We start from the raw sequence: 17,315 nt of genomic DNA, 5'->3' as shown, positions 1-17,315 counted from the left end.
GGGATTAAGCCCGAACCAGACGTAGAATTTTTGTAATTTGAAAGAATATCTCAGGAGATTTCAATGGCCAGTCGTGGTGTCAATAAGGTAATTTTGGTCGGTAACTTAGGGAAAGACCCTGAAGTTCGTTACATGCCAAATGGCAATGCCGTAGCCAACTTTACAGTGGCGACGAGTGAGTCTTGGAAAGACCAACAAGGTCAGCCACAAGAGCGTACAGAGTGGCATAACATCGTTATGTATCGTCGCTTAGCGGAAATCGCAGGCGAGTACCTTAAGAAAGGTTCTAAGGTATATATCGAAGGTAAATTGCAAACCAGCAAGTGGCAGGACCAGTCTACCGGTCAAGATCGCTACAAGACTGAGATCAATGCTAACGAAATGCAGATGCTCGATAGCCGTGGTCAAGGTGGCGGACAGCAAGGTGGCTATGGTCAACAGCAGGGTCAGCAACAGCAGAACCAGTACAATGCACCTCAGCAGCAGGCTCCGCAGCAAGGTTACGCACCTAAGCCCCAGCAAGCTCCACAGCAGGCACCGCAGCAAGGTTATGCACCTAAGCCTCAGCAAGCACAACAGCAGGCTCCACAGCCAGCTTATGCGCCTAAGCCCCAGCAAGCACAACAGCAAGCACCACAGCAGGCGGCTCCGCAACAGCGCCCGGCACCTCAGCCTCAACAGCCAGCGCAGCAGCCACAGCAGAACTTCACTCCGGATCTGGATGACGGTTGGGATGATGATATCCCGTTCTAGCCTGGAACTTGAGAAAGGTGTAAAGCAATACTCTTAATGTAGAGTCATAAGGTCCTGTTAATACAGGGCCTTTTTTTATCTCTGTACAAGGCTTATCTACAATGGTGAGTTGGGTACTGTAAGTTGCTCGTTTGAACCTAACCTGAAGCAGTTTGTTAATGCGGGAACAATGGATTGTGTCGGCCTCTATACACCTGAATTTAACAGCATGATGTGGGCAGAATTCAATTCCGGACGCTTGTCCGGGAAGCGGCGCTCAACCGAACGCCGCTGATGGTGAATCTATGATAATCCAGGCATTACTTGTTTGGGTGACAGGTCATGCAGGAGTAAGGATCCGGGAAGGTTTCACTGGTGTGCCAGTCGCTGTTGCCACGAGTCAGCTGCTTATTTGCGTCCTGCTCGCCATAGGTGGTACCGTTGTGGGTGTACAGGTCCAGCATATCCTTGGTATAGGGGTCTTTCGACTTAACGACATCGGCACAGGAGCCCATCTCACCGTTAAGCTGGTTGCCCTTCTGGGTAACGCCAAAACATTGCACTTCATCGAAGCGGAAATTCTTTGAAGCGTCACCATGATTGAGCATTAGCTTGTCCTTGGAGTGGCAAAAATGACAGCGCAGGGTGGCACCATGACCATCAGGTGCGCCGTTGCCGCCGTGGCAGGATGCACAGAAGTAAGGCTCGGTGGTGTCACTGAGCGCAGGTGAGTCACCGCCATCGAGATGGGTGTTCTCCAGACCATGGCACAAGCCACAGTCGGCGACGCCCCAACCAAAGTGAGTTTTTCCCAGAGGTGCAACGGCTTCGTTGATGTCGTGGATCGGGAACTTGCCGTCGTAAGCGATATTGTGCTCAGTCATCTCATATTTAGATCCATACTCAGGGCCCACAAAATACAGAGCCATGAACTCCTTAGGGTTAACCATTACCGAAACATCGGCGGTACGATGGAGGTTGATGCCGCCATAACCGGAATACCAGTGGTCGATACACTCCTGGGCAGTGGTCTCATCCAGCCTGCCTTGGTTGTCGCGCAGGAAGTGGCAGATGGTTGGGTTGTCGTAGGGGGCGGTCTCATTGACCAGCTCATCGGCCTTAGGCCAGGCCGGACCGTTGAAGAAATCAAGTGACGACAGGGCTTCGCCAGCAAGAAAGCCCCAACCGCTAAGTCCTTTACTGCCGTTACGCTTACCTTCTACCTGGGTGATGATATAGGCGTCGATTTGGGCACCGGTGGAGAGAGTGGGCCAGAAGCCTAAGCGAATGTCGATACCAAACTCGTCATGAGCGGTCATCAACACGTCCATCAAGGTGATCACCCCCGGCTGGTACACGTCCGGGCGCAGGTTGTAGGCCTTAACCTCGAAGTTGGTGGCCATTACCTCCGGAGTTCTTCCATCGAGGAACATAGTGTTCAGTACCGGCAGAATCACCTTGCCGCCGTTGGCCTTGAGGCGGTCGGTCTCGGCTTTCTGCATCTGCTTGACCCTGTCTCGCATCACCGGGGAGACAGGCTGGAAGCGAATGTTCATTCCAGGCTGCACCCAAAACTCATCCAGGCGCTCGTAGAGGGTATCGAGAATTGGATTGGCGATCTTGAGGTTATCACCCTGATCATAGGTCGAGGCTACGTACCAGTTCTCACTCTCCTTGTAGTCCCCTTCGGCGGCGTCATTGAAGTCACCGTCGCCGTTGGCGTCGAAGGAGACGCTGAAGTCGTAGGTGTTGAGTTCTGTGTTGAACTCACCCAGCGTCACCTCCAAATCATCGCGGATTGAAGAGACGTAGAGCATGATGTCCAGAATGGAGTATTGGCCCGGGACAAAGATGTCTTCGCGGATGGAGGACTCTCGCCACTCTTTGATATCGTCAGATTGGATCTCCAGGTAGTATTTGCTGTCGTCGCTGGTGCGGGAGTTGTAGTACTTGTTTTTATTCCGATCGTTTTCATCCTTCGGCTTACCGTAGGTGCCGGCCTGGCTACCAGTGGTCGGCAGTTCATAATCCGCTGGCATGTCAGCGGCGCACATCTCCGGATGCTCATCGGTGCAGGGGTACCAGCGTCCCAGATAGACCCGAACTATGCCGTCGAACTGCCGGTTGGGCTCGACGTGCACATCCAGATTGTCATAAAGGGGCGCCGGTGCTGGCTGCTCAGGCGTCGTAGGCGGAGTTGAGTTGTCCGAATCGGAGCCGCAAGCGGTCAACCCAATAGCGGACAATACCGCTAAGGTAATAAGTTTTTTCATCATCATCACTTTTTATTGGTTAGTAAGGTCTCAGGCAAACCAGCTTTGCTGCATGGCCAGGAAGACCAAAACGGATCTATTGCTGGCACCTAAGGTTTTTTTCGCTATATCAAGGTGGTAGTCGACACCTCGATTAGACAGAAAGAGAGCATTGGCTATCTCTTTGGTGGTGAAACCCAATGCGGTCAGTTTTACAATGGTTTTGGTGCGGTCGTTGAGTTCTTCCGTCTGTTCCTGTTGCAGAATAAATGGCAGAACCATGTCATGAAAATATTGCTTAACCTCTTCGATCTTTGGGTGGTGAACTTGGTTAAAGATAAGGATTAAATAACCTTGACGAAGCTGGGCGCTGTAGACTCTCTGACCCTGTGTCTGTTTGTCTTTTGCCTGAGTGAAGTGGAAGGCTGCGTTTTTTTCTGAAGCCACAATTACGCATGCACTTTGCCGCAAAGCCGGATCCGACACGTAGATTTTGCTGCATTCAAACCGGGAATCAAACTTGAGATCCCAGGGGCTTATTTCGTACGAGGCATACCGCGACAGGCCACAATGCTTTGACTGATAAAAGATCCAACCGGTTGGCTGCATGAGTCGATCCCTCCCCATAAGCTTAGTAATTAAACGGTGTGAAAATTATAATGGATTGCCATAAATTCACTGAGTGATGGCAGTTGGGTTTGTTCCAAGTCTGTTAATAAGTAAAAAAAATTGTGAACGATTCGTCCTTATGAGAGGGAGAGGGGGAATTATTTGTGATAATGGTCACCCTAAATTGCGAGTGGGGAGCAGATAGTGGAACACCCGTCCAGACTGCTATTTGCTTTTCTATATACGGTAAATTTATAGTGCACACTCAATCGCAAAATCTGTAACAAGGTCACCACTGTATTATCCAGAGTCTTAAGCCATAGGAGCAGAGAATGGGGAAGTATCGACAACAGGTGTTGAAAGCGGCACGAGAGTTGATTATCGAAAAGGGGCTATTCGAGTTTTCAATGCGTGATCTTGCCAAGGCGACCGGGCTGTCGGTGGGCAGCCTATACCGGGAAGTCCGCAATAAAGACGATCTGTTGCTGCTGGGAGCCGCCGAAAACATTCGACGGCACGGAATGGGCTTGAACCAGGTAAAGACGCTGGGGCTGAACAGCGCCGAACAGATAATGTTTCAGATTGGCTTTGCTCCCTACTGTATCGACTTTGTTGATATGGACAGCGACAACATGGGCACCAACTTCCTGCTTAGCAACTGTGATCTGGTGGGTCGGGCTACTCCCGAGACAGTGGAGGAGCTACAGGGCTATTTTAAACAGTACCGCCAGCAGGTGGTTGATTTGGTCGATGGTCTTATTCATGAACAGGCATTTTCCAATGACAAAGCCCTGGCAATGGAGGTGATCGCCGATCTGTCGATTCTCTGCCGTGGTACCCGGGTGTTACGCGTGATGCGCACCAATATTATGTTTCGTCCCAACTTAGTGCCGACAGAGAAGCTTTGCCAACTCGGCGAGTTGGTTCTTCGTCAACTGGACTGGAATATTGACGGCCCGTTGTTAGATCCGAAAAAAATGGATCTGGCATGGAAAACAGCCATGGATCAGAGCCAAATGCTCTCCATGTCGCTGAAGAAGAGGGCTTCGGCTCGAACCTCCGGGAAAAGCAGTTCGGAGCTTTAAGATAAAGTCGTTGCGAGCTTTCTATCCATAGGTTTGCGGCGTTATGGCCTTTATCATGTTGTGAACTCACTGGAGCCGAGAGGTGTACAATCGATAGATTGCTAATGTCATGCTCTCTTTGGGATAGTGGGCGCAGCAGCCACAGCAGAACTTCACACCGGATCTGGATGATGATATCCCGTTCTAGGCTTCCGGATTTAAAAGGGTAAAGCTATTCCCTTATTAATGAATTATAAGGCCCTGTAATGCATGGCCTTTTTTTATGCCGAAAAATTGATTGGAAATGTTATAAATGCGATAAACCTGTTCGGTTTTCCTTCGCTAATCTATGCCACTTTCCTTCCCATAGGGAACTCCCGGCTTATCCGTCCGTTTTCTGAGTAAACACCGCGTATCTACGCGGTGTTTTTTTACGACCGTAAAAATTGATTTGAAGAGATTTCAAGTGTATCAATTGGGAATGTTTTTACAGCAGGGACTGTGAATTTATGCCTAATCTTTCATTACCAAACGAATTCAGTCATGTGACCTTCGATAAGCCCGGAATGGCCGATGTCATGTATATGACGCGCTCGCCAATGCCGACATTAGCCCCCGGGCAAGTACTGATTAAGGTGCGCGCCGCCGGCGTCAATGGTCCGGACGTAGCACAACGTAGCGGGATCTACCCGCCTCCAAAGGAGGCTAGCCCCATACTTGGGCTGGAGGTCGCCGGGGAGATCTGTGCCGTCGCTAAGGGAGTGGGGCAATGGGAATCAGGCGATAAGGTGTGCGCCTTAGTGCCTGGAGGCGGCTACGGCGAGTATGCAATAGCCTATGCCAGCCACTGTCTGCCGATACCCCGGGGTTGGTCATTTCAACAGGCTGCAGCAATTCCCGAAACCTTTTTTACGGTCTGGGGAAACCTATTTATGCGCGCTGGTATGAAAGCCGGTGAAACTGTACTTATTCACGGCGCCTCGGGCGGCATCGGCAGCACGGCCATCGTCTTGGCTAAGGCATTTGGTGCCCGTGTGGTAGTGACCTCCGCGAGTGATGAGAAGTGTGCTTATTGTCGCAAGCTTGGAGCAGACCTGGCGATCAACTACCAGAATGAGAATTTCGTCAGTGCCGTCATGGAATTTACCCAAGACAAAGGTGTAGAGGTCGTATTTGATGTTGCCGGCGGCGATTTTATCAATCTGAATCTTAAAGTGTTAGCCATGGATGGACGAATGGTTTCTGTTGCCATGCAGCGCGGCGCTAAGGCAGAGGTTGATATCTTCCGTATCATGGCGAAGAGAATTAGCTGGACTGGTTCAACCTTGCGGCCCCAAAGTGTAACGGCTAAAGCCGGTATTGCAGAGGAACTCCTGGAGCATGTGTGGCCAATGCTTCAGGAGTCGACAAAAAGCAATTCTAAGAGTTCGATTTGCAATTTAATCCCTAATATTTTTGCTGAGTTTTCTCTGGATGAGTGTGTTTGTGCTCATGAGTTGATGGAATCGAGAGCCCATAGAGGCAAAATTGTATTGATACCCGACTGACGGATAATCGAACAGAACATTGGATTCGTGTCAATGAGGTGAAATTGTTCAGATCGACCCATCAGTGTCATCTTTAAGGTGCAATATGTGTTTTGGCAAGATGAACACCAGGCAAAGCAGCCGTGCTTCTTTGCTTATCCTGGTGGTCGGAGAAGAGGTTAAGTTTATTGGAAATTGATTTTTTACGCTTTCTATCAACTAGTTGAAATTTTCTTGGAAAGTAAAGCTGTGAACTTTATGGCTTATTAATAATTAAAACTTGAATAACTGATTCTTTATACTAAATTCGATATGAGTTTAGCGATTCATTTATAGACCCCAATATCTGAGGGAAAATGAGATGATTTGCTCGATACGGTGGGGAACATTGAGATGATGTTCTCTGAAATTTTAACGGCATAGGTGAGTGAGATTAGGGCTGGCTTGTATCCCTAACTAATATTCATCCTGTATGTGTTAATTTTAAGGGTATTGGCATATATGTATAACACAGTAAAGGCTGCAGTCTGGTATGGCGAATTAAGAGCATCGCGTGGTAATGCTATCGTTATCCATGACAAACAATTTCCGGAGGCTTCGGCTGGACGCATCTATCTCTATAATGCCGAGAGAGATTCGATCATTGAGTATGCTGAAGAGATAGTCAAAAACAACCTTCATGATCTGGACAAGAAGGCTGCCAAGGCCGCCGAAGAGACTTACGGTAGTGCCTGGAATGCGACTCGAACCCAGTTTATGCAAAAACATGACGGCTGGGTTGAGGCAAATGCGACCAAACATACCCCGCTGATTAACAAGCCGACTCCTAAACGAAAACCCGATGAGGGAGCCGATGATAAAGATATCAACGGCGAGGTCGATCTGGAAGCAGGTTCCGAAAGCCAGGATCGTGAGTTTGCCGATGGTTGGTCCGGTGGTTTAGAAGAGTAATACCAATTGATATAAATCCAAACCCGAATTCAGGTTACCTTTCACATCAATTATAACGACTCGCTCAATCCTGCATTGGGCTGGTCGTCATCTGAGAATCCTGAGTATATGAGCTAAAATGTCTCGAATTGATAGCGGCTGATATGATGATAAACCTGACCGGGTTTTATCCAGGGATCGCCAAGTAGCTCTGTTTGATTAGGCGCATCGGGGAGTTGTTGGGGTTCGATACAGACAGCCTGATGACGCTTTAATTGCTGCCCATTACGCCCTGAGTTGCCTTGCAAAAAGTTGGCGCCGTAAACCTGCACTCCCGGTTGATTGGTATAGAGCGTCATGGTCCGCCCCGATTCGGGCGCGCTAAGGTTTCCGAAACGAATTAACTCCTTATCGTTATTTTTCATAAGATAACAATGATCTAATCCGCCGGTCTCTTTGAGCTCATTAGCCTCTTGAATACTTGAAAGGGTTTTAGCTTGTCTTAAATCTAAGTTGCCGCCGGCACCCTGTATGATACCGATGGGGATCCCGGCTGAGTCTATGGCCAGATATTCGGAGCTATCGATCTGCAGACTGTGGTTACTGTTACTGACGGAGCGGGTCCCCTCCAGATTAAAGTAACTATGTTGTGTCATGCTGAGCGGGCTGGCTCTGTCAGTGGCGGCAAACATCTCTACATAGAGGTTATTTCCTACCAGGCGGTAATCGACCTGAATGTTACAGTTACCGGGAAATCCCATATCACCATCGGGACTAACCAGAGTCAAACGAACACCATCGGGAAGCTGACCTATGTTCCACTGCTTTCTATTGAACCCTTCCCGGCCTCCATGCAGACAGTTGTTTTCTTGATTTTTATCTAAATTATAATGCTCACCATCGAAAGCGATCTGGCCGTTAGCAATTCTGTTTGCATAACGCCCGGCAATAGCGCCTAAATGAGCATCTTGGGCCAGATAATCTTCGGCCGAGTCACAACCCAGAACTATGTTGCCACGCTCGCCGTCCCTATCTTGTGCCCACAGGGAGCGGATGATGCCGCCCAGACTTAATACTTCCAGGGCTAAGATGCCGTTATCTATTCTGACACGCTCAATTTGACCACCACGGGGATCACTCCAGGGATCCAGCGGACGAAAACGTACCATAAAATGCATCCTTTCCTTTGATGGTTATTTCAGCCGTTTTAAAAGGTTACGGCTGATAATGTAGCAGAAGTCTAATAGGCATCTTTTTCAATTCGGGTGGCGCCACCACTGGCAGAGCAGAGGTAAACCGTGGGTTCCAGTCCGGTCTGTTTTGGATACTCAGCCTCAATGGCTTCGACCACAGCATCGGTCAGCTCATGGTCAACGAGCGCCACGACACAGCCACCAAAACCGCCGCCGGTCATTCTGACGCCGCCACGGGTGCCTATCACCTCTGAGATGATCTCTACCAGAGTATCGATTTGAGGAACTGTGATTTCGAAGTCATCTCGCATAGATGCATGGGATTGAGCCATAAGCTCGCTCAAGGTGCTGATATTCCCGGCTTCCAGTGCATGACTGGCATTCTGAGTGCGTCTGTTCTCGGTAAGCACATGACGGGCACGTCGATAGCAGACATCCGACAGCTCGGACTTTGCGGCTTCGAGCTGAGAAAGTTCAAGGTGTCTCAGGGAGTCGAGCCCAAAATGGCTTGCCACCTCTTCACACTGTTCGCGGCGCAGGTTGTATTCTGAGTCGACAAGCCCACGCTGAACATTGGAATTGACTATGATGAGGCTCAGGCTATCGGGGATATGAACCGGTTCGCTGTCTAAGTCTTCACAATCGATGAGTAGCGCGTGATCCTGTTCACCCAAGGCACTGATCATCTGATCCATAATGCCGCAGGCACATCCCACATATTGGTTCTCGCCGCGCTGTGCCATTTGGGCGACAGCAAGAGGAGAGAGCCTGAGTTGACTGCAATCATTAACGGCGGTTCCGAACGCGAGTTCCAGAGCCGCAGAGGATGAAAGGCCGGCGCCAAGGGGAACGTTACCGACGACTGAAATATCTAACCCTTTTGCGGGTAACCCGGACGCCGCCATTGCAGCAGTGAAGCCTTTGAGGTAATTGACCCAGCCATCTTCGGGTGCCATGACACCTTCCTGGCCGAAAGCCCACTCTTTTATCTCGCCGGGATAGGCATCGGAAACGGCGCGATAAATATCATCCTCACGGCGTTTTACGGCAACGATCGTATGGAAGTTGATAGCTGCAGGCAGAACGAAGCCATCATTATAGTCAGTGTGTTCACCGATCAGGTTTACCCGGCCCGGTGCCAGATAAAGGTCATCAGCCGTAGTGCCAAAGGTTTGCACAAATAATTTGTTCGCGCGCTGTGCGGGGTTCGACATGTTTTTACGTTTCTCTATAAATAAAAAATGATATTGCCTGTGACAGGTTTGCCGGTTGCGTTAGTTTTCGACTGTATATACCGATAGGTATTTATCGTTATATCACGACTTAACTCAGGCTGTAACTCAGTTTTTACAGAGTTAATCTATTTTTTTCGTTTGTATCTGGAGTTGGGGTTGAATTTCTTAGTTTGATAATAAAATCTAATGAAATTAGAGCGAACGATACACAAAACGAACGCTCTTTTTACATTTGACTAACTTTCGGCGGCCGCTAATTGTGGAACCTTTCGGTCCGTAAAGACAAACTTGCTTAACAGTAAGGTGACCATAATCGTAGCTGCAAGGGTAATTGCCATCATATGAATAAAGTGGAATGGACTCCATATGAAGGTAAAGATGGCATAGGTCAGCACGCCGAAGATAAGGCCTAACTTGATGGCATTAGCATGTACATTTTTGAAGGCCAGCGCGCAGATAAATGCCGCCAGAACCGGCATGGAATAGAGGCCGTTAAGCTGTTGCAGCAAAGAGATAATGCTCTCAGATTTAGCGAAAATGGGCACCAATCCCACCGAGATTAAGGTGAAAACCAGCGCGACCCGAGTCCCTATCTTACGAACATCGGTATCGGGGTTAACATAGTTTTGGTGAATATCGCAGGTATACAGTGCGGCAGCCGAGTTCAAACAAGAGTTAAATGAGCTCAAAACAGCCCCGGCAATCACGGCAGCGAAGGCGCCGGATAGCCAAGGTGGAAGAATGTCACCCACCAACCTGCCATAAGCCACATCGCCAACATCGCCATACAACTTGAAGGCCACGATACCGGGCAGCACCACTATGATGGGCACGATAAGTTTCATGATAACGGCGGCATATAGCCCTTTCTGTGCTTCTCTCACCGACTTTGCCGCCAGTGCTCTCTGGGTTATTACCATATTGGTTCCCCAGTAGAATATCTGAATGAAGATCATTCCGGTTAATAATGTGTGCCAGGGAATATCAGATTGATCATCGCCAATCAAGGTGATGCGTTCGATAGGGACGCCGGAAAGATCCCAGTTAACGGCGTTCATGGCGAGAAATGAGACCACGATACCCATCAAGATAAGCCCTACCCCATTTAAGCTATCGGAGATCGCGATCGCTCTAAGACCACCGAAAATGGCGTAAACAGCCCCTACAACGGCAAAGATAATCGCCAACAGAGTGACAGATATCTGTAGGCCAAACATAGACTTCATAAACAGCGAGCCGGTATACAGAACGACGGGGAGTAATATAAAGGCATATCCAAGCATAAAGAGCACCGAGACCATGGCGCGAATGCCCTTGTCATTATATTTGCGCTCAAGTAGTTCTGTGGTGGTGGTGCAGTTATATTTGTAATAGATAGGGATAAGCCATTTAGCCAAAATAATCAGTCCAACGGCGGCGGCTATCTCCCACCAGGCAACGAGCAGAGCCTGTGCGCCGTTCATTCCGACAATCTGCTCGGCGCTGATATTGGTCATCATCAGGGAGCCGGCAACCACGACCCAGCTCAAGCCTCCGCCGGCAAGGAAGTAGTCTCTGCTGTCGCTGTTATCGCGTTTGATATTACGGCACTTGAGGTAGGTGATTAACCCCACCGTTGCCGTTAAGCCAAAAAATATGGCGAGTTGAACTATCTGTTCCATCTTGATTCCTTGTCTTTTTTATTATCATTTTTCAATACGTAATCAGCGACGGCACACTGCTGAATTTTAGTTACTAATCGGAGCGGGGGGGATAGCGATAGGTATTACTCCCGGGCCAGTTGCTGTAGTTGGCTCTGCGCTGTTATCGGGACGAGTCTGAACTCGAAACTCATCTTTTCGGCCTTAATTCGGTACTTGTCATGCACCGGGCGGCCCCATGAGGTATCGCCACCGACGCCCATCTGTTTCAGATCTATATTCCAGGTGACAAAGTCACGCAGAGGGATCTCGCCGCCATGGTTCTGTGTCACCGGGACTAACCCAGATGCCGAACCCTGTGCATCGCCTGCCCTGAAGTCGATATCATTCAGGCTAAAGGGCCATAAACTGGTTTGCATCTCGTTTTCTGCAACGGCCATTAGTCCGGTGCCGGCATTGTTTCTGACAGCGGCATATCTGATCTGGGTTCGTTGCCCGGTCTCTTGGGGGCGTGAATAACGGTGAAATAATCTATCTATAGGCAGTTGATACCAGCCCAAAGGGTTACCCGAGGCTCTGTCTGCATAGGTCTCTTCTGGGCCGCGTCCGTAATAACTCAGATAACGCTGCCCGAAAGGGAGGCGAGTCGTAAAGCCAAATTTGGGGAGATCCGGAAGGCTGATCTTCCCAGGGGTGAAGCTGGTTTGAACCATGAGCTCGCCACGCTTATTTACCCGGTATCGTGTCACCATGGTAAAACCTAACTTGGGGTGCCGGTGGGTCACAATAAGCCCGTGCTGCTCGAGAGGCTCGATGGATTGTACGGTGAGCTGCGCCGCCGCGTCTTGCCATACTCCTGCCCAGTCGGGCATGCCGTTACCTAAGTCGTTATCTGTGGGGGCGCGCCAGAAGTTAGCCTGTAAGGGCGCCTCGATCCGGGATTCACCATCAATCTCGACCTCAGTTAACCAGCCGGAGCCTTTGGAGAGTGAGTACTGATTATCCCCATGACTAAGTCGCCACAGTGTTTCAGTTTCATCTAAGCTGGTTGCCTTGCTCACTGGTGAGATGCTCGGGTTGGCTTCCTGCAGTAGGTGCTGTGAAAAAGCTAACTCATGCCCGGCTGGCATCAGAGGTTGAGGAGTCGCAAGTGAGACCGAAAGCAGTAGTTGGTATTCGTGTCTGGCATCGAGAGGAAGCGCAGGTTTGCTTGTGAGCTTGATCGTGACTGATTTAGCTTCACCGGCCGCGATCACAGGCATAGGTTCGCTGCCACTCGCGACGGCTATGCCATCTTTTTGTAGCGTCCAGCTTAATGTCAGCCCGCTGGTATCTTTGAAATCATATTTGTTGGTTAACCTGATACTGGCACTATAGCTATCGAAAGAGTCATCGAATCTGAAATTATCGAACCCTATGGCTTGATAAACCTTCTTTACTTCGCTCAGGTGAGGGTGCGGGTTTCGGTCCGGGTCGACCAAACCGTTATTGAGGAAGTTGCCGTCGGTGGGCATATCCAGGTGGTAATCCTTGCCATAGGCCCAATACTCTTCCCCTTTGTCATTAACAAACTTAAGCGATTGATCTACCCAGTCCCAAATAAAACCGCCCTGCAGGTTCGGGTATCTCTCTATGACATCCCAGTAGTCCTGAAGGTTGCCAACTGAATTGCCCATGGCGTGGGCATACTCAATCATGATAAGTGGCCGATCGTTATCTTCTTTGGCATACCTTTCTATCCGCTCAATAGAAGGGTACATAGGGGCGACGATATCGGTATAGGCAGCCGTTCCAGCGGGTTCATACTGAACCGGACGACTGGGATCGCGCCGTTTTACCCAGTGGTAGAGCTGTTCAAACAGTTCTCCTTCGCCAGCCTCGTTACCTAGAGACCAGATGATAATCGATGGGTGGTTCTTATCCCGTTCAAGCATACGCTCGACCCGCGCCAAATGGGCCGGGTACCAACTCATTTCGTTGCCGAGTTGGGTCTTTTCATCGATGGCGAGAGGATGCGACTCGATATTGGCTTCATCGATAACGTACATGCCGTACTTATCGGTCAGATAAAGCCAGTATGGATCGTTAGGGTAGTGAGATGAGCGAACGGCATTGATGTTGTTTTGCTTCATCAAACGGATATCTTGCTCCATACTCTCACGGCTGACGACGTGACCGGTCAGTGGGTCAGTTTCATGGCGGTCGACACCGCGAATGGTGATGGCCCGCTTATTGACGAACAATTGCCCCGCTTTAATCTCTATATGGCGAAAACCGATATGTTGGCTACTGGCCTGCAGTAACGTGCCTTTATCATCTTTCATGCTGACGATAAGCTGATAGAGCTCTGGCGTTTCGGCGCTCCATAGCAAGGGATCTGCGAGCTTGGCATTGAATGAAAGGTGGCTTTCATCTTTCAATATCAGCTGCTGGTTGCCGCTTTCCTCAAGCACGCCAGCTGGTGAAAATAGTTGATAGCTAACCGAGACTGGGGCTGCAGATTGATGGTTTATTAGCTTGAGGTTAAATGCCAGTTCGGCTCTGTCTAGTTTCTCGTTGAGATTGTAGAGGGCATCGATATCGGCAATTCGTTGTGGCGGCGTGGCGTAAAGGTAAACATCTCTTTCTATGCCGCTCATGCGAAGCATGTCCTGGCTTTCAAGATAACTGGCATCACTCCAGCGAATGATCTTCATCGAAAGCAGGTTTGTACCTGATTTCAGGTACTGAGTAATATTGAATTCGGCCGGCGTCTTAGCCCCTTGGCTGTAGCCTACTTCCTTGCCGTTAACCAATAGGGTCAATGAGGATCTTGCGGCGCCCAAATGGAAAAATACCTGCTTGCCTTGCCAATCATCGGGCAGGGTGAATTCACGTCGATAACCGCCCGTCGGATTATGATCTTGGGGGGCATCGGGCCAGCTGGTGGTGAAGGGATAGCGCTCATCGAGGTAGATGGCATGACCGTAACCTTGTGTCTCCCAGTTGCCCGGGACATTAATGGTGCCCCAGCCCGTGGGATCATAGGTGGTGTTTGCAAAGTCTGCAGGGACAGAAGCTGGATTTGGCGCATAATGAAACTGCCAGGTTCCATTGAGATCCATAAAGTTTTTGCTATCTTGATAATTGTCCGCACTCGCTTTCAGGATGGAGCTATAAGCGAAGAAGCTGGCGTGTGGTGGCTCTTTGTTTACCTCAAATACCGAGTGATCCTGCCAGCGCTCGGCTGCCTGAGAAGTGAGGCTGCATAAACCGATGAGTAGGGTGCTGGCTAGGACGCCGGCTAAGGTGAGTGCTTTTGACATTAAATGACCTTTTCTATTCTTGTTATTTTTCATCGGCATCTGTAATTAATTACCTTGCCCACACGATGGCAAGATGACGATTATCGGGACTGATAGCTATCCGGGAAGGGCTATGGTGAGCCTGTGTCGGGGGCTCAAGTTGAGTAACCGTCTGCCACCGAGCACTTTGCCACCGAAGAGTCTGGTCTGTGTGAGTTGTTTTAGATGAGGAAGGCCAGGCTCTGAGCCGGTTAGCATCAATATTGAAGATCCAACCATTGCCGCTCCAACCATAATCTTCGCTACTGCGTCCCACGGATATCAAGTGGGTGTGACTACCTGAGCCGGGAGCAAACCGCTTAATAACCCTCTCGCCATCGGGTTGTTTATGCAGATAACTGAAAGCCTGCTCGTTTGGAATTGCATGAATACTACGACCGGCATTCGCGACGACAAAGTGCCGTTCATCAGCAACCTCTCCCAAGGGTTCGAAGTAGAGGCTATAGGCGTATCGCGCCCAAATAAGTGTGCCGACCTCAGGGTGGTGAGCATAATAACCGCTGGGGATCATGCTATTGATGGCGCGTTTTCTGGCTGTGCCCGTCTCCTCTATCCAGACACTCTGATGTGGTACGCCTTGTTCGACGACATAACGAGTGCCATTTGGTGTGGGCTGGGGAGAATACTCACTCTCGCCTTTTGTGTCGGTAATTTGGGTTAGTTGGAGAGCAACCTTGCCATCGTCATCCTGATGCTTGTCATTAATCCAATATTGATAGATATCCTGGTGAGTACCACCTCTGTCTGATGAAAACAGTATGGCTTGACTGTCAGGTGTGAAGGCAGGTTGATTGTCATAGCCGTCTCGATCCGTGACGGCTCTAGCTTCTCCGAGCTGCCAGCTGGCATTAATAGCATCGAAGTGCAGGGGATAAAGCCAAATATCGTAGCCGTCAGCCAAAGAGGGCATAGCGATTATCGAAGCCAGCAACGGAAGAGGTGACAGCCTGAGCAGGCTTATCAACTTGGCTGGCTTATTACGCCTCAGCCGCCTGTGTTGTTTGCTCAAGGTTGGGTTTAGGTGGCTGTTTGCTGTAGGGGTCATCATAGTATTGTTTTTCCCATCTTACGTAGGATGGGAAATACAATACTAGATTGTCAGGATAATGTATACAATCTACCTTTAACTAACCTTTGGTTTTCATCTCTTCGGCATTAGAGCGTGCCACATGGGAGTCCGGGAGGAGATCATTAACCACATGGTCGACAAAACCAGCACCCGCCGCTTCATAGAGGTTATAGACACAATGAACACCCGTTGATTTAAGAGATTCTGCATCTTCAGCGTATTGGACTATCGCACTCATTTTGCCTTTATAGTTGAGTCTCTGTAGTTGCTCAACAGCAAATTGATTACCAATATGATGGGGCATAGCAAGTAACACCAGCTCCAGATTCGGGGCATGCTCAAGCTTCTCCCAGAAGTCGGTATCAGATGCATCTCCCTGAACCACATGTCGTCCATGTTCTTTGTGGTAGTCAACGAGATCTTGTTTGTGTTCAACCCCCAGGATCTCGCCGTCAAATTTACTTTTCAGCTCATCGTAGGCCCCGCTACCGATCCGTCCCATACCCAAAATCAGGAACCTTGGATTGCCTACATTGATCTGCCTATCCTCCGGATGTGGCGGGTATTTCTCGAGTCGTTTTAATCGCCCCTGCATCTTTATATACAGCCTGTTTGATGCGGCATTTAATGGCGCAGAAAAGAGGAAGCTGATACTCAAGGCTACGGCCAAAATTACCATCCATTGCGAAGGTAGCCAGCCTTTGCTCGTGGCGACGGCCGCGACAATTAAGCCAAACTCACTGTAGTTGCCCAGACTAAATGAGGTCATCAGCGAGGTACGGGAGCGCAGTTTAAAGTGGGTTAACAGGTAGAGGAACAGGGCGACCTTAACAGGGACCACTAACACTAACAGGCTGGCTAAACCTATGTCTGAAAAGCTAGGCAGTCCATTGAGGCCAACCGTTAAGAAGAAAGCTACCAGGAAGAGCTCTTTGAAATAGAACAGCGACTTTGCCAGCTCCGAAGATTTTGAGTGACCCGCTAATAAAATGCCGATAATCAGCGCGCCTAAATCGGGCTTAAGACCGACAGCCTCGAATAGCCAGGCACCTAATACCAGCGCCATCACTAATCCGAACAACACCAGAAGCTCACCATGACCGACACGGTCGAAGACACGATAGATAAGTGGTCTGGCAAATGGCAACAGTAATAATCCTAAGGCCCAGACAGAAGGAATATCACCTTTCGATATGGTCAGGAAAGCCACCGCAAAGATATCCTGCATGATCAAGATACCGATCGCGACGCGGCCATAGAGTGATTGCATATCACCCTTATCTTCCAATATCTTGACGGCAAAAATCGTACTGGAGAAGCTGAGTGCAAAGGCCAGCAGGGCTAATTGATTAAGATCGAGACCTGTGAGTTGTTCCAGCCCCAATATTCCAAGCAGCTTGAGTAGTGGGATAAAGAACAGCATAGAGCCCATCAGATGCAGGCTGGAACCTGCCCAGACTTCGGCTTTGAATAAACTTCGGATATCTAATTTAAGGCCGATGGCAAACAGAAGTAAGGTGACGCCAAGCTCTGCCAACTGCTCCAGAAGAGGAAGACTCGATTCATCGATGCCGAACAAAAACAGTACAAAACCCGCTACGAGATAGCCGATAAGAGGCGGTAGTCCTACTCGGCTGACTAACATACCGCAAGCTAAGGTGGTGATAAGGATGGCGGGTTCCATGTCTCTCCTGATGGTATAAGGGTAACTACCTCATATT

Annotated in this window: 12 protein-coding genes; 4 read left to right on the top strand and 8 right to left on the bottom strand. The window is 49.5% G+C overall.

The window, feature by feature from the left end:
• The first annotated feature begins 63 nt into the window (after positions 1-63).
• Positions 64-753 (top strand): single-stranded DNA-binding protein, encoded by a 690-nt coding sequence (locus EKG39_RS13355; RefSeq protein WP_126506242.1) that lies wholly within the window; start codon positions 64-66, stop codon positions 751-753.
• Positions 754-1,052: 299 nt separating this feature from the next.
• Here EKG39_RS13355 and EKG39_RS13350 read toward each other — a convergent pair whose 3' ends face one another.
• Positions 1,053-3,005, bottom strand: coding sequence for a hypothetical protein (locus EKG39_RS13350; RefSeq protein WP_126506241.1), 1,953 nt, complete (start codon positions 3,003-3,005; stop codon positions 1,053-1,055).
• Between the two features lie 30 nt (positions 3,006-3,035).
• The gene (locus EKG39_RS13345; RefSeq protein WP_185817598.1) at positions 3,036-3,431 is read right to left on the bottom strand and encodes a LuxR C-terminal-related transcriptional regulator; all 396 of its coding nucleotides are present in this window, start codon (positions 3,429-3,431) and stop codon (positions 3,036-3,038) included.
• Positions 3,432-3,925: 494 nt separating this feature from the next.
• Between EKG39_RS13345 and EKG39_RS13340 the strand changes: the two genes are divergently transcribed.
• The 3 genes from EKG39_RS13340 (at position 3,926) to EKG39_RS13330 (ending at position 7,134) form a co-directional block, all read left to right on the top strand.
• Entirely contained in the window at positions 3,926-4,678 is a 753-nt protein-coding gene (locus EKG39_RS13340; RefSeq protein WP_126506239.1) for a TetR/AcrR family transcriptional regulator, read from the top strand.
• A 488-nt stretch (positions 4,679-5,166) separates the two neighbouring features.
• Positions 5,167-6,204: an NAD(P)H-quinone oxidoreductase gene (locus EKG39_RS13335; protein ID WP_126506238.1), complete on the top strand. Its 1,038-nt coding sequence runs from the start codon at positions 5,167-5,169 to the stop codon at positions 6,202-6,204.
• Positions 6,205-6,684: 480 nt separating this feature from the next.
• The gene (locus tag EKG39_RS13330; protein WP_126506237.1) at positions 6,685-7,134 is read left to right on the top strand and encodes a hypothetical protein; all 450 of its coding nucleotides are present in this window, start codon (positions 6,685-6,687) and stop codon (positions 7,132-7,134) included.
• 113 nt (positions 7,135-7,247) lie between these two features.
• On the opposite strand, the gene EKG39_RS13325 is transcribed toward EKG39_RS13330, so the two are convergent.
• The 6 genes from EKG39_RS13325 to EKG39_RS13300 form a co-directional block, all read right to left on the bottom strand.
• Positions 7,248-8,282: an aldose epimerase family protein gene (locus EKG39_RS13325; protein ID WP_126506236.1), complete on the bottom strand. Its 1,035-nt coding sequence runs from the start codon at positions 8,280-8,282 to the stop codon at positions 7,248-7,250.
• Between the two features lie 71 nt (positions 8,283-8,353).
• Positions 8,354-9,520, bottom strand: a complete 1,167-nt coding sequence (gene galK / locus EKG39_RS13320) for a galactokinase (protein ID WP_126506235.1) — start codon at positions 9,518-9,520, stop codon at positions 8,354-8,356.
• Positions 9,521-9,777: 257 nt separating this feature from the next.
• On the bottom strand, positions 9,778-11,202 hold the full coding sequence (locus EKG39_RS13315; RefSeq protein WP_126506234.1) for a solute:sodium symporter family transporter: 1,425 nt from the start codon (positions 11,200-11,202) through the stop codon (positions 9,778-9,780).
• Positions 11,203-11,306: 104 nt separating this feature from the next.
• The gene (locus EKG39_RS13310) at positions 11,307-14,486 is read right to left on the bottom strand and encodes a glycoside hydrolase family 2 TIM barrel-domain containing protein (RefSeq protein ID WP_126506233.1); all 3,180 of its coding nucleotides are present in this window, start codon (positions 14,484-14,486) and stop codon (positions 11,307-11,309) included.
• A 49-nt stretch (positions 14,487-14,535) separates the two neighbouring features.
• On the bottom strand, positions 14,536-15,573 hold the full coding sequence (locus tag EKG39_RS13305; RefSeq protein ID WP_126506232.1) for a TolB family protein: 1,038 nt from the start codon (positions 15,571-15,573) through the stop codon (positions 14,536-14,538).
• A gap of 79 nt (positions 15,574-15,652) precedes the next feature.
• Entirely contained in the window at positions 15,653-17,278 is a 1,626-nt protein-coding gene (locus tag EKG39_RS13300) for a cation:proton antiporter family protein (protein ID WP_126506231.1), read from the bottom strand.
• Positions 17,279-17,315: the final 37 nt, after the last annotated feature.

The sequence above is a fragment of the Shewanella atlantica genome (assembly GCF_003966265.1).
Classification (GTDB): domain Bacteria; phylum Pseudomonadota; class Gammaproteobacteria; order Enterobacterales; family Shewanellaceae; genus Shewanella; species Shewanella atlantica.
This window is presented reverse-complemented; position numbering and strand designations above follow the sequence as displayed.